We start from the raw sequence: 13724 nt of genomic DNA on the forward strand, positions 1-13724 counted from the left end.
TCAGCTCCTCTCCACATCGGGATCGGCGTCCCGGAGGCGGTGGTCGATGGCGGCGGCGAGCGCCGGATGGTCGGTCAGCTCCGGATCAGCGGCGATGACGCCGACGGCGTCCTCGCGGGCCAGCGCGATCGCGTCGGCGTCGCGCACGACATCCAGATGCCGGAGCGTGCGGGCGAGGCCCGACTGGGCGTCCCCGACGAGGTCCCCCGCGCCGCGGCGCAGCAGGTCCAGCTCGGCGAGCGCGAAGCCGTCGGCCGCGCCGGCGATCAGCGCGAGCCGCTCGGAGACCTCGGAGCCGTGGAGGGCGCGGGTGTCGAGGAAGGCGATGCCGGGATGCTCGCCGCGGCCGACACGGCCGCGCAGCTGGTGCAGCTGGGACACGCCGAAGCGCTCGGCGTCCAGGGCGATCATCGTCGAGGCGTTGGGGACGTCGACACCCACCTCGATGACGGTGGTCGCGACGAGCACGTCGAGGCGGCGCGCGAGGACGTCGTCCATGATCCGCTGCTTCTCCTCGCTCGTGAGGCGCCCGTGCAGGACGCCGATGCGGGCGCCGGCGAGCTCGGGGCGGGCGGCGAGGCGCTGCGCGGTCTGCTCGACCCCGCGGGGCGGCTCCGCCGGGGCGCCGGGACCGCCGCCCTGCTCCGGATCCGGCGGGAGCGCGGCCGCCGACGACGTTCCCGGCTCGCCCGGCGCCCCCGGCTCGCCCGGCCCGTCGGCCTCCTCCTCGTCGATGCGGGAGCAGACGACGAACACCTGCCGGCCCTGGGCGATCTCCTCGCCCGCGCGCGCCCACATGCGCTGCTCCCAGCGGGGATCGCTCTCGTGGACGACATAGCTGGTGACGCCGGCGCGCATGCCGGGCCGGTCGCGCAGGGTGAGCACGTCCAGGTCGCCGACGGTCGCGAGCGCCGCGGTCCGCGGGATCGGGGTCGCGGTCATGACGATGACGTGGGGCGTCGCCCCCTGCGGCCCCTTGGTCCGCAGGCGCCGACGGTGGTCGACGCCGAAGCGGTGCTGCTCGTCGATGACGACGAGGCCGAGGGAGGCGAACTCGACGGACTCGGTGAGCAGCGCATGGGTGCCGATCACGATCCCGGCCTCCCCGCTGGTCACGTCCAGCAGGGTGCGGCGGCGATCCGCGGTCCGCTGCGATCCGGTCAGCAGCCGCACCCGCGTGGCATCGGGATGCCCGTCGAGCCGGCCGGCGAGGGCGAGCTCTCCCAGGAGTCCGACGATCGTGCGATGGTGCTGCTCGGCGAGGACCTCCGTCGGCGCCAGGAGCACCGCCTGGTGCCCGGAGTCGACGGCCCGCAGCATCGCCCGCAGCGCGATCACGGTCTTGCCGGAGCCGACGTCGCCCTGCAGGAGCGCGCTCGTGGGATGCTCCCGCTCGAGGCGCGCGACGATCTGCGCCCCGACCTCCTTCTGCCCGTCCGTGAGCGCGAAGGGCAGGCGCGCGTCGAGGGCCTGCTGGAGCGGCCCCTCCTCGCGCAGCGCGGGGGCGGCGGTGCGGGCGTCGACGGCGCGGCGCTGCGCGAAGATCGCCTGCAGCACGAACGCCTCCTCGTAGACGAGGTGGGACATGCCCGTGCGGGTGTCCTCGACGGTGCGCGGGTCGTGGACCTTCCGCGCCGCCTCCTCGAGGGAGGGGATGCCGCGCCGCGCGAGGATCTCCGCGGGGACGACCCGGGTGGCGAGCCCGGCGTGCTCGGCGCCCGCCAGGGCGGCCTCGCGCATGGTGCGCTGGGCGATGTTCTTGCGCAGCGGATAGACGGGCCGGGGCCGCATGGCGAAGGCGCGGCCCTCGTCGGTGTCCTCGTAGGGCTCGTAGTCCGGGTGCGCGAGCTGCGGGGTGCGGCCGTTCCAGCGGACGATCCCCCGCACCAGGATCCGGGCGCCGACGGGCAGGCGCCCGCGATGCCACTCCACCAGATGCGGCTTGCCGAGGAAGAAGGTCAGGGCGAGCTCGTCGGAGCCGTCGGTGACGACGGCCTCCAGGACGAACCCGTGCCGGCTGCGCATGCGCCGGTCCCGCACGCGCAGGACCTCGACGAGGGCGCTCATCTCCTCGCCCTCGTGCACGTCGTGCAGCGCGCGCAGCGGCGCGGGGATCGAGTAGCGGCGCGGTGCGAAGCGCACGAGGGCGTCGAGATCGCGCACGCCGAAGGAGGCGAGCGCCCGCTGATGCTTCGACTCCAGCAGCTCGCCCAGCGGCATCGACCCCGGCGCGGAGACCGGCGGGGGCGTGCGGGGGGAACTGCTGGCCATGCATGCCTCCTGCTGCGATGATGTCCCTGCGCCGACGGGTCCGACGACGGGTCCATCGTGCCATCACCGCAGGGCCCTGTGTCCGAGTCCACAGGCCACGACGGGCGCCCTCTCTTCAGAGCGCACACCCTCCTGGGTTATGATTCCGTGGTTGCCCTGACCTTCGGGGGCTTTGCGTCCCCGCGCGATGCCCAGGTCATCGACTCCTGCACATGCGGCCCACCCGGGTCTCGTCGGCAGGGACCGGTAGGGCATCCGACCAGACCTCGACTTCAGGAGACGACAGTGGCTTCCACGTGTGAAATCTGCGCCAAGAGCCCGAGCTTCGGCAAGAGCGTGTCCCACTCGCACCGCCGCACCTCGCGCCGCTGGAACCCGAACATCCAGTCCGTGCGCACCGTGATCAACGGCACCCCGAAGCGCCTGAACGTCTGCACCTCCTGCCTCAAGGCCGGCAAGGTGCAGAAGCTCAGCGCCTGAGCCTCACCGCTCAGCTCGGCCTGAAGCCCCCTCCCGGTTCGCCGGCAGGGGGCTTCTGCATGTCCGGACGCCCTATGCGACGCCCTACGCTGGGGCCGTGACCGCGTCCCAGCCCACGATCCTCGCCACCAGCGCCGGCTATCTGCCGCATCCGCGGCAGCGATTCCGCTTCGGCCCGATGATCCGCTTCGCCCTCGAGCTCGCGGGCGCGCCCGCCCCGACGTCGGGCATCGCCGCGTCCTCGGACTCCTCCGCCGCCCGTCGGCCCCGGGTCTGCAACATCTCCACCGCGAGCGGAGACGACGCCCGCTTCCAGCGGGACATGGAGCAGCCCCTCATGATGGAATGGTCACGCGTGGAGAACGGAGGAGTGTGCCCGGAATCGAACCATCTGATCGCGAAGCATTGGTCATGGACGTGCTTCGCGAAGTTCGTGCGTTCGGCGATGCACATGACCGCATGAGCAGCGGGATGAAGCACGGGATGGACATGAACATCACCGATGTCGCCACCTTGCGCCTGCTCATCATGCGCAAAGAACAGGGTCTCGTGGTGACTCCAACCGACATCGCTCGCCATCTTCGGATCTCCACTGCCTCGACGACGAAGCTTCTTGATCGACTGGTCGAGTCCGGTCACGTGACACGCCACCCGCATCCGTCGGATCGTCGTGCTCGCTCGATCGAGCTGACGGATGCCGCTCGCGCCGAGTTCTTCCGGCTCTTCGGTCGACGGCTGGCCGCCATGCGCTCCGTGCTCACTGACTTCACGGATTCCGAGTTGGATGCCGCGCGGCGACTACTGAGCGCGATCGGCGTAGCGCTGGACCCCGACTGACGGCATCCTCGCCTCAGCTCTTCGGTTCGGACGCCGCGCGTTCCCACAATTCGATGCCTCCGGGGATCGTTCGGAAGATCGGGTGCGGTGATGCGGCGCCCGTCAGCCAGATCGCCGCGCCTTCCGGACTGCGGGCGCGTAGCTTTTCACCGAGATGCCGCCACTCGAAGTCGAGCTGACCGAGAGTCACCGGTAAAGCGACGGCCTCCGATCCTGGTCGCAGGATCCGCCCGCTGTCGAAACGATAGCCGCGCCGGCGAGCATCGGCGGCGATCCCGTCGAGATAGCAGCCGATGGCCGCGAGCGGGTCGGGTGCAGCACGGAACCGCAGCAGCTGCGGGTGGTGGCGGTATCCTTTGGTGCGCTCGGCGAGCACCGCCTGGGCGAGCAGCGCCTCACGCCAGCAGGCGACCAGACCGATCCGGTCGAGGTGCCGAGGATGCAACGACCAGATCCTCATGCCAACTCCTCGCTTCGCACTTCGTCAGGCCCGATCGGCGGTGCGGACTCCCGGCTCAAACGCGACGGCCACCAGATCGCGCGACCGATGTCGTAGCTCAGCGCGGGCACGAGCAGGGTCCTGACGATGAAGGTGTCAAGCAGCACACCGAACGAGACGATGAACGCGATCTGGACGAGGAAGAGGATGGGGATGATCGAGAGCGCGGCGAACGTGGCCGCCAGCACCAGGCCGGCAGATGTGATGACACCACCGGTGATGCCAAGCCCGCGCAGAACCCCCTCACGGGTGCCGTGCCGATGGGATTCCTCGCGCACTCTCGTCATGAGGAAGATGTTGTAGTCGATCCCCAGCGCCACCAGGAACACGAACGAGAACAGCGGCACAGCAGGGTCAGCACCGGGGAAGGCGAAGATGCCGTTGAAGACGACCGCGGAGACGCCGAGAGCTGCCCCGAACGAGAGCACCGTGGTGAGGATGAGCAGGATCGGGGCGAGGATCGAGCGCAGCAGCGCCATCAGGATCAACAGGATCACCACCAGGATCACCGGGATGATCGTGTTGCGGTCATGGATCGACGCCTGGTTCGTGTCGACCGCCGTCGCGGTGACACCCCCGACCAGCGCATCCATGGGCCGCAGCCGTTCACGCATCTCGACGACAGTGTCGGCAGCGGCGGTCGAGTCCGCAGCATCCGTCAGCGTCGCCTGTAGCAACACTCGCCCGTCACGCACGGTCGGCTCCGGCGCCGGCGTTCCCGGGGGTCCGAGAGCCACGATCCCGGCGGTCGTGACCGGTGCGGAGCCGCTGGGCGAGTCGGCGGACACGACTGAGACACTGCTCACGCCGGGCAGGTCGAGCACGGCATCCGCCGCATCCGTCAGATTGCTCTTGCCGACGAGGATGTAGGCGGGGCTGCCGGACCCGCCAGGGAAATGTTCGCCCAGCACGGCCTGGCCGTCGCGGGCTTGGGACTGGCCGAGCACGAGGTCGGACTGCGGGACGCCTTGGGCGTTCAACTGCAGCAATCCAGTCGCTGCGACAGCGAGCACGATGGTCGTGACGAGCCAGATGACGCGGGGGCGTCGCGAGACGAAGGCGGCCAGGCGACGCCACCCTACGCTGACATGCGGATGCCGCACACCAGCCGAGTCCAGTGCAGGGATGCGCGGCCAGAACACCGGGCGCCCGAACGTGAACAGGAGTGCGGGCAGGAGGGTGAGCGCAGACAGCATGGCGAATGCGATGCCGATCGCGGCAACCGGGCCGAGTGTGCTGTTCGATTTCAGATCGCTCAGTAGCAGACAGAGTAGACCCGCGATGACGGTCCCCCCCGACGCGAGGATCGGCTCCGCCGAACCGCGGATAGCGTTGCCCACTGCAACGCCTCGGTCACGCGTCGAATGCAGTTCCTCCCGGTAGCGCGAGACCATCAGGAGCGAGTAGTCGGTGGCTGCGCCGATCACCAGGATGAACAGGATCCCCTGCGTCTGGCCGCTCAGCAGCAGGACGCCTGCTTTGGCGAGCCACCAGACGGTCAGCAAAGCCACGCACAGTGCGAAAAGGCTCGTAGAGAGCACCACGATTGGCAGCAGCAGCGAGCGATAAACCGCGATTAGGATCACGAACACCGCCAGCAGCGCCACCCCCAGAAGCAGGCCGTCGATGCCGGCGAACCCGGCGATCAGGTCGGCGGTGAAGCCGGCCGGTCCGGTGACGAAGACATCGACCCCCGCGGGGACGCTCGCCTTCAATGTCTTGCCCAACTCGGCGACAGCATCCCCCAGATCCAACTTCACATCGATCGGCACGAACGCCTGCGCGGCGAGGCCGTCCTCGGAGACCAGCACCGGAGAGATGTCCCCCGTGACTCCGGCGGCATCCGCTGCCGTGCGAAGGCTCTGAGTGAGTTCCGTCTTCTGGGCATCATCGATGCCGCCCTCAGCGCGGAACACCACAACCGCAGGGATGACGTCCGTGCCGAGGAAATCACCCAGCACAGCATGCACCTCGGTGGCTTCCGCGTTCTCCGGAAGGTAGGCAGTCTGGTCATTCGATGAGACCTCGTCGACTCGGCCGAACAGCGGCCCGCCGAGCGAGGCGCCGACGAGCCAGGCCAGGATGATCAATGCGGGGATCAGAATCCGCACCCAGCGACCGCCCCTACTGGTACGACGCTGCTCCGCCTCGCTGCTCCGAAGCCTCGGTGCCATGGGAACCCCCTTGTTTCACTAGCTAAGCTAGTGAAACACTATCAGGGAAAGAAGAGCCAGTTCCCATGATCGGAGGTCGCCGCGTGGAGCAGGAGTCAGACCGCACGTCCACCCCGACCGGTGCGGAGCCAGAGTTGCGCGCGCGCATTCCGGCCGACGGCCAACCACCTCTTGCGCTCGGGACTGGTGCAGCGATAGGTGACAGCTGGGGTTAGGCCGCCAGGCTGACAGTCGGGTTCATGATGATCTCGTACTCGATGGGGGTCAACCGGCCCAGGCTGTCCTGCCGGCGGCGGCGGTGGTAGGTCCGTTCGATCCAGGTGATGATCGCGATCCGGAGCTCCTCGCGAGTGCGCCACCGCTTGCGGTTCAGGAGGTTCTTCTGCAGCAGCGCGAAGAAGGACTCCATCGCGGCGTTGTCGCCGGCAGCGCCGACTTGCCCCATCGATCCGATCAGGTGATGGCGGTGCAGAGCACGCACGAACTTCCTTGATCGAAACTGCGACCCACGATCCGAATGGACGATACAGCCGGCCGTGTCGCCGCGGCGGATCACCGGGTTGTCCAGGGCGTTCACCGCAAGTCGAGACTTCATCCTGGAGTCCATGGAGTAGCCCACGATCCGACCCGAGAAGACGTCCTTGACCGCGCAGAGGTAGAGCTTGCCCTCGTCGGTCGGGTGCTCCGTGATATCTGTCAGCCACAGCTCGTTGACATCGTCAGCGGAGAAGTCGCGCTGGACGAGATCATCGTGGACGGGCGGGCCGGAGCGCTTGCCGTTCTTGCCCCGCTTCTTCCCGAAGGCGGAGAACCACTGGTTGTCCCGGCAGATCCGCCACGCGGTTCGCCGACACATCACCTCCCCGGCGACCGCAGCCTCGTCCGCCAGCAGTCGATAGCCGAAGGTGTCATCGTCGCGGTGCGCGTCGAACAGGGCGTTCGCCCGGTGGGCCTCGACCAGCTCAGCCTCGGCGACCTGCTGTTTCCGCCAGCGGTAGTAGGACTGGCGGGAGAGCCTCAGGACCCGCAAGGACACCGCGACGGGGATCCCGTCGGCGGCGAGCTCGCTCACGAGCGGGTAGAGCCTTTTCCCGGCAGGTTCGCCTGCGAGAGGTAGGCGGCCGCGCGGCGGAGGACCTCGTTCTCCTGCTCGAGCAACCGGATCTTCTTGCGAGCATCACGCAGCTCGGAGGACTCCTCCCTGGTCTTGCCGGGCCGGGCACCGTCCTCGACGTCGGCCTGGCGCATCCAGTTCGTCAGGCAGGACTCGGAGATCCCGAAGTCCCGCGCGATCTGAGAGAGCTTCTGGCCGGGTTCACGATTCCTCGCGACGCGGACGACGTCGTCACGGAACTCCTGGGGATAGGGAGCAGGCATGGTGCACATCCTTCCCTGCAACGCTGTCCAGCGCCACAGATGATGTGACACCTACTCGTGCATCAGTCCCCTCCGCCGCTCAGGTGGGCGAAGTGGCGACGGACGATGGTGGCGGCGCGGTGCGGCGGCATCCGGTCGGGCTCGGAGGCTCGAGCGACTGCGAGACCGTCGAGGACGGCGAGCAGATGCCCGGCTTCCTCGGCCGCGTCGAGCTGTGGGAAGAGGTCGGCGATGAGGCCGCGCAGGTAGTTCTCTGTCAGTGACCATCCGGCAGCAAAGGCATCGGCGACGGCGCCACACTGCGTAGCCTTCGCTGCGAACCACAACCAGACGATCGTGGCGTTAGTGTCCCCGGCCTCTCCATCGGGAGCCTCAATCGCGTTGGCCAGGAGTTGACAGAAGGCGAGGAATGCAGCAGCTGCCCCCTCCTCGGCCAGCACCCGATGGGTCAACTCTTCAGCACGCGACTTGAACTGGGCGGTTACGTGATTGGCGGCGGCGACCAACAGAGCATCCTTGGTGGCGAAATGATACTGAACGGCACCGATAGAGACACCTGCCTCAGCAGCCACTCGCCGCACTGACAGGCCGTCAAGACCGTCACGGACCAGCACTTGCACGACAGCGTCCATCACCAGCTCCCGGACGGAGTTGCGGCCACTTCCGGTCATTGCTACGGTATCCATACGTTCGTATGGTACATGAGGGGGACGTAGTGAATCGATACCGCGCCGGAGCCGTGGCTTGGATGGCCAGCGCTGTGATATTCCCTGTGCAGCTGCTGGTCGCACTGCGGTGGCCCCAGGGGTACTCGGTGACGCGCAACGCCATCAGCGACCTCGGGGTCGTCGGTTGTGGGCAATTCTCCGAACAGGGCCAGCAGGTGCGCGACGTTTGCTCTCCATGGCATCCGCTGTTCAACGCCGGCATGGCCGCATCCGGTGTGCTGATCATGATCGGCGCGATCTTGATGTACGGCTGGTGGGACAGCCGCTCAGGTCGAGCTGGGATGATCATGATGGCGCTGACCGGGCTCTTGGTCTCGATCGTCGGCCTGGCGCCGTGGGACATATATCCCGGGGCGCACGATAGTGCCGCACTCGGCCAAGCGGTCGCACAGTGGCTGGCAATGGGCATGCTCGCCGCAGCTGCTGGGCCGGGGCGCTTCCGCCAGCTCACAATTGTGGCCTTGGTGGTGTCAATAGTCGGGTTCGCAGCGTTCCTCGCGGCGCTGGAGGGGGCCGAGGTGCCTTGGTTGGGGCTCGGCGGCGCCGAACGGATCTCCTTTGACACGCTTAGCCTCTGGACGGTCCTTGCCGGTGTAGCTCTCATGACAAGCCGCGGAGTTCGCGATAAGGCTTCAACCAGCGCCTGCTGACAGATCGTCAGTCCAAAACAGAAGGGGGCTCACCGTTCCCGCTACGTGTTGGCGATCGTCTTGCGGGACGCCGTACCGCAGTCATCGCTCCGGAGCCACAACGACGGGGCCGCCATCGAGCGTCGGAAGATCCCCGCCAATGAGCGGACGAAGTCACACCCACGGGATCGACGCGATCCTGCGGCGGCTGTGGCTGGACGGGGTGGTCCTCGCCGGCATCTCCGCCGGGTCGATCTGCTGGTTCGAGGGCGGCGTCACCGACTCCTTCGGCCCCGAGCTCGCACCGGTCACGAACGGGCTGGGCTTCCTGCCCGGCGCGAACGGCGTCCACATGGACTCCGAGGCGGAGCGGCGCCCGCTGCTTCGCACCCTCGTCGCCGCGGGCGAGCTCCCCACCGCTCTCTGCACCGACGACGGCGCCGGGCTGCTGTTCCGCGGTTCGGAGCTGATCGAGGCGGTCGCCGAGGTCGAGGGCGCGACCGCCTGCCGGATCGAGACCGACGGGACCGGCGGGGCGATCGAAACCGCCCTGCCGGTGCGTCAGCTCACCTGATCGTGCGGGGGATCGCCGATCCGGCGAGGCCCCGACCCTGCCCTCAGACGGGCTCGACCTCGGCGAAGGTGGAGGTGTCGATCACGGCGCGGAAGAACACCTCGCCGGCGACCACGCGGTCGTAGGCGGAATCGACCTCCTGGACGCCGACGGTCTCGATCTCGGCGCCGAAGCCGTGCTCGGCGCAGAAGTCGAGCATCTCCTGGGTCTCGGGGATGCCGCCGATGTTGGAGCCGACGAGCGCCTTGCCGCCGCCGATGACCGAGCCGAAGCCCAGTGTCTGCGGCGCCGGCGGCAGGCCCACCACGGCCATGACGCCGCGCGGGGCGAGCAGACGCAGGTAGCCGTCCACGTCGATGTCCGCGCTGATGGTGTTGAGGATGAGGTCGAACTCGCCGCGATGCGCGGAGAAGAAGCCGTCCTCGGTGGTGGCCAGCACCCGGGAGGCGCCCAGCTCGATCGCCAGCTGTTCCTTCTTGCGGGAGCGGGACAGGACGGTGACGTCGGCGCCCATGGCCGCCGCGATCTTCACGCCCATGTGGCCGAGGCCGCCCATGCCGAGCACGGCGACCTTCTTGGCGGAGCCGTCGGCCTTCTTCTCGCCCGCGCCCCAGCGGCTGAGGGGCGAGTAGGTGGTGATGCCCGCGCACAGCAGCGGGGCGGCCTGCTCGAAGCTGAGGGCGTCGGGGATGCGGCACACGAAGCGCTGCTCGACGGTGACCTTCTCGGCGTAGCCGCCCTGGGTGATCGAGCCGTCGACGTCCTTCGCGTTGTAGGTGCCGACGCTGCCGTTCAGGCAGTTGTTCTCGAAGCCCGCGAGGCACTGCTCGCACTCGCCGCAGGAGTTCACGAGGCAGCCCACGCCCACGCGGTCGCCGACCTTCCAGTCGGTGACCTCAGAGCCGACCGCGGAGACGACGCCCGCGATCTCGTGGCCGACGGTGAGGGGGAAGTGCGCCTCGCCCCACTCGTTGCGGATCGTGTGGATGTCGCTGTGGCAGATGCCCGCAGCCTTGATGTCGATGACGACGTCGGTCGGCCGCGGGTCGCGGCGCTCGATGAGGGCGACGCGGAATGGCTCCTCGGGGCCGGTCTTCTGCAGCGCCTTGGCGGTGAACGGCATGGGGAACCTCCTGGGGAGATGAGGGGCCCGGGGATGGGCGCGGACCAGGATAGACCCCTCCTGCTGGGACCGGGCCGAGCCCGCACTGCAGGACCCCGGTCCCAGCGACGGCAGCGGCAGCAGCAACGGCAGCGGCAACGGCAACGGCAACGCTTCGCCTCAGCCGAAGTGGTCGAAGCCCTCTCCTCCGATGCGCCGGCCGTCGAGCAGCACCCGCGGAGCACCCTCCGGGACGCCGCCGGGAGCCGAGGCATCGGCGCGGTCCCCGGCGTCGGCACGCTCCGCGGCATCGGAGCGGTCCGCGGCGAGCACGCGGCCGACGGGCCGGAAGCCCGCGGGGACCTCGTCCGGGGCGAAGGCGGCGAGCATCGCATGCTCCTCGGCGCTGTGCAGGATCCACTGCCAGGGATCCGCCCCGAGGTGCCCGGCGAGATCGGCGAGCGCGGTGGCATCGCCGGCGAGGGCCGACCGGTCGAGGTCGATGACGACCTCGCTGGCCCCGGCGATCCGTCCGGCGTCCCGGACGAGGCCGTCGGAGACGTCGATCATCGCGTGGGCGGAGCGTCCCCCGGTCCATCCGAGCGAGAGGTCAGGATCGGGAGCGTCGTGCCAGGCGACGAGGGCGCGGGCCCGCTCCGCGAGGCCCGCTCCGCCGGCCATCCCGTCGATGCTGATCGTGGGGGCGTCACCGCCGTCGAAGGGGATCCGCACCCGTCCGGACAGGACGAGGGCGAGGCCGGCCGCCGAGCGTCCGAGCTGCCCGCTGCCGACCGCGAGGACGTCCCCGGGCAGCGCCCCGGACCGACGGATCGGCTCCTGCCCGTCGGGGATCGCGCCGACGGCGGTGACGGTCGCGGTGAGCGCGTCGGCGCGGCCGAGGTCGCCGCCGACGACGGTCGCGCCGTCGGCCGACGCCCGCTGCGCGCAGCCGGCGCTGATCGCGGCGAAGACCGCGGGGTCCTCCGCGCGCGGCGCGGAGATCGCGACGACGAGAGCCTGGGGGCGGGCGCCCATGGCGGCGATGTCGGCGAGGTTCTGCACGGCGATGCGGCGGCCGATCCAGTGCGCGGTGGTCGCGGTGCGCAGGAAGTCGTAGCCCTCGACGACGGAGTCGGTGGAGATCACCAGCCGGGAGGACGCGAGGCGCACCACGGCGGCGTCGTCCCCGGGACCGACCTCGGTGCGCGGGTCGACGGGGAGCTGCGGGAGCATCCGGGCCAGCAGCCCGGCCTCCCCGAGGTGCGCGGATCGGGCCATGGGCCCAGTCTGCCCGATCCTGAGCGGGCGTCCCGACGCGAGGGGGCGGGGACGCGCCCCGCCACCAGGACGCCCAGCCTTCCCCGGTAGGCTCGTCGGGTGCTTCGTCCCCGCCGTCTCGCCGCCGTCGCCGGCGGCCTCCTCGCCCTGTCCGCGCTGACCTCCTGCGGCGCGATCACCGTCCCCGCCGGTCCCGATGCCGCGAACCCGGTGTGCGCCGATGTGGTCCTCGGCCTGCCCGACACGCTGCTGGACCTCGATCGCCACGAGACCACCAGCCAGTCGACGGCCGCCTGGGGTTCCGGCGAGGACACGATCGCCCTGCGCTGCGGGGTGAGCGACCCGGGGCCGACGGCGGACATGTGCACCACCCTCGAGAACTCCTCGGGCGTGCAGGTCGACTGGATCGTGAAGGAGGAGGACGGCATCGTGACCTACACGACCTTCGGCCGGACCCCCGCGATCGACATCTCGGTGCCCCGCTCGGTCGCCCCCGATCAGCCCTCCGCCGCGGCCCTCGACCTGGCGGGCCTCGTCGACGCGTCCACGACGGTCACCGCCCGCTGCGTCGGCGTCGAGGACGTCGGCTGACCGGTAGCGATGCCCGTCGACCGCGGGATCTGCGAGCCGGCGATCGTCGGCCGACGGGTCAGCGGGAGCCGATGCGGCGTGTGCGGGCCTGCTCCACCAGGTCGGTGATCAGCGCGGTGTAGTCCAGGCCCATGTTCTGCCACAGCACCGGGAACATCGAGTACGGGGTGAAGCCGGGCATGGTGTTGACCTCGTTGACGATGACGCGGCCGTCCTCGGTCACGAAGGTGTCCACGCGGGAGAGACCCTCGAGGCCGAGCGCGGTGAAGGCGCGGGCGGCGACGGCGCGCACCTCCTCGAGCTGCTCGGCCGGGAGCGCGGCGGGCACGTCGATCTCGACGGTGCCCTTGCCGAAGTACTTCGCCTCGTAGTCGTAGAAGTCGAGATCCTCGCCCACCCGCACCTCGCCGGGGACGGTGGTGCGGGGCGCCGCGCCGTCCCGACCCTGCAGGACGCCGCATTCGACCTCGCGACCGACGACGCCGACCTCGACGAGGACCTTCGGGTCCTCCGCGAAGGCGGTCTTCATCGCCTGCTCGAGCTCGTCCGACGCGGCCACGCGGCTGACGCCGAGGCTCGATCCGGCACGGGCGGGCTTGACGAACCAGGGCAGCGGGAAGCGCGCCTCGAGGTCCGCGCGCAGCGCGTCGGCCTCGGCGGCCCAGCGATCCTCGTGCACGACGATCCCGTCGGCCGAGGCGATGCCGGCGGCCTGCAGCGCGAGCTTCGTGGCGGCCTTGTCCATGCAGATCGCCGAGGCGAGGACGCCGTTGCCGACGTAGGGCAGGTCGAGCATCTCGAGCTGGCCCTGGACGGTGCCGTCCTCCCCGTAGGGGCCGTGGAGCAGCGGGAGCACCACGTCGATCCCCGCGAGGGGGACGATCCGGCCGTCGGCGTCGACGGTCCGCAGCTGCGCCTGCTCCCCCGGCCGCTTCCGGGTCGCGGGCAGCAGCACCTCGGCCCCCTCGGCGGGGACCTCGGGGGCCTCGCCGTCCGCGAGCGTCCAGTCAGCGGGATCGTCGGAGACGCGCACCCAGCGGCCCTCGCGGGTGATGCCCACGGCGATGACGTCGTAGCGCTCGCGATCGATCGCGCCGAGGATCCCGCCCGCGGTCACGCAGGAGATCCCGTGCTCGCCGCTGCGGCCGCCGAAGAGGAGGAGGACAGTCGTTCTCATAGGGTGA

General features: G+C 70.0%; 14 protein-coding genes. 6 read left to right on the top strand and 8 right to left on the bottom strand.

What is annotated here, in order from left to right; translation table 11 throughout:
• A complete protein-coding gene (locus ACXET9_RS06390; RefSeq protein WP_457885658.1) occupies positions 1-2271 on the bottom strand; it encodes an ATP-dependent DNA helicase RecG in 2271 nt (756 codons plus the stop codon).
• A 285-nt stretch (positions 2272-2556) separates the two neighbouring features.
• Here ACXET9_RS06390 and rpmB point away from each other — a divergent pair, with 285 nt between their 5' ends.
• From rpmB to ACXET9_RS06405, 3 genes are all read left to right on the top strand, one after another.
• Positions 2557-2751, top strand: coding sequence for a 50S ribosomal protein L28 (gene rpmB / locus ACXET9_RS06395; protein WP_457885659.1), 195 nt, complete (start codon positions 2557-2559; stop codon positions 2749-2751).
• A gap of 97 nt (positions 2752-2848) precedes the next feature.
• Positions 2849-3214, top strand: coding sequence for a hypothetical protein (locus tag ACXET9_RS06400; RefSeq protein ID WP_457885660.1), 366 nt, complete (start codon positions 2849-2851; stop codon positions 3212-3214).
• The gene (locus ACXET9_RS06405; protein ID WP_457885661.1) at positions 3163-3588 is read left to right on the top strand and encodes a MarR family winged helix-turn-helix transcriptional regulator; all 426 of its coding nucleotides are present in this window, start codon (positions 3163-3165) and stop codon (positions 3586-3588) included. Before ACXET9_RS06400 ends, ACXET9_RS06405 begins: the two co-directional genes overlap by 52 nt.
• Positions 3589-3601: 13 nt before the next feature.
• Here the strand turns inward: ACXET9_RS06405 and ACXET9_RS06410 are convergent, their stop codons facing one another.
• From ACXET9_RS06410 to ACXET9_RS06425, 4 genes are all read right to left on the bottom strand, one after another.
• Positions 3602-4048 carry a pyrimidine dimer DNA glycosylase/endonuclease V gene (locus ACXET9_RS06410; protein ID WP_457885662.1) on the bottom strand — a complete coding sequence of 149 codons (447 nt, stop codon included), beginning with the start codon at positions 4046-4048 and terminating at the stop codon, positions 3602-3604.
• Positions 4045-6261, bottom strand: coding sequence for an MMPL family transporter (locus tag ACXET9_RS06415; RefSeq protein WP_457885663.1), 2217 nt, complete (start codon positions 6259-6261; stop codon positions 4045-4047). The genes ACXET9_RS06410 and ACXET9_RS06415 overlap by 4 nt, the downstream gene beginning before the upstream one ends.
• 211 nt (positions 6262-6472) lie before the next feature.
• A protein-coding gene (locus ACXET9_RS06420) for an IS3 family transposase (RefSeq protein ID WP_457885664.1) occupies positions 6473-7638 on the bottom strand; the annotation gives its coding sequence in 2 pieces (ribosomal slippage) (positions 6473-7351 and positions 7354-7638; 1164 coding nt in all).
• A gap of 62 nt (positions 7639-7700) precedes the next feature.
• Complete coding sequence (locus tag ACXET9_RS06425; RefSeq protein WP_457885665.1) at positions 7701-8270, bottom strand: TetR/AcrR family transcriptional regulator; 570 nt, start codon at positions 8268-8270, stop codon at positions 7701-7703.
• A 116-nt stretch (positions 8271-8386) separates the two neighbouring features.
• Here ACXET9_RS06425 and ACXET9_RS06430 point away from each other — a divergent pair, with 116 nt between their 5' ends.
• Entirely contained in the window at positions 8387-9016 is a 630-nt protein-coding gene (locus ACXET9_RS06430; protein WP_457885666.1) for a DUF998 domain-containing protein, read from the top strand.
• 139 nt (positions 9017-9155) lie between these two features.
• Positions 9156-9569 carry a Type 1 glutamine amidotransferase-like domain-containing protein gene (locus tag ACXET9_RS06435; protein WP_457885667.1) on the top strand — a complete coding sequence of 138 codons (414 nt, stop codon included), beginning with the start codon at positions 9156-9158 and terminating at the stop codon, positions 9567-9569.
• 43 nt (positions 9570-9612) lie between these two features.
• Here the strand turns inward: ACXET9_RS06435 and ACXET9_RS06440 are convergent, their stop codons facing one another.
• Positions 9613-10692: an NAD(P)-dependent alcohol dehydrogenase gene (locus ACXET9_RS06440; protein ID WP_457885668.1), complete on the bottom strand. Its 1080-nt coding sequence runs from the start codon at positions 10690-10692 to the stop codon at positions 9613-9615.
• A 159-nt stretch (positions 10693-10851) separates the two neighbouring features.
• Positions 10852-11949: a thiamine-phosphate kinase gene (gene thiL / locus ACXET9_RS06445; RefSeq protein ID WP_457885669.1), complete on the bottom strand. Its 1098-nt coding sequence runs from the start codon at positions 11947-11949 to the stop codon at positions 10852-10854.
• A 99-nt stretch (positions 11950-12048) separates the two neighbouring features.
• Between thiL and ACXET9_RS06450 the strand changes: the two genes are divergently transcribed.
• On the top strand, positions 12049-12540 hold the full coding sequence (locus ACXET9_RS06450; protein WP_457885670.1) for a DUF3515 family protein: 492 nt from the start codon (positions 12049-12051) through the stop codon (positions 12538-12540).
• A gap of 58 nt (positions 12541-12598) precedes the next feature.
• Here the strand turns inward: ACXET9_RS06450 and ACXET9_RS06455 are convergent, their stop codons facing one another.
• On the bottom strand, positions 12599-13717 hold the full coding sequence (locus tag ACXET9_RS06455) for a D-alanine--D-alanine ligase family protein (RefSeq protein WP_457885671.1): 1119 nt from the start codon (positions 13715-13717) through the stop codon (positions 12599-12601).
• Between the last annotated feature and the right edge of the window lie 7 nt (positions 13718-13724).

The sequence above is a fragment of the Brachybacterium netajii (SeqCode) genome (assembly GCF_054114245.1).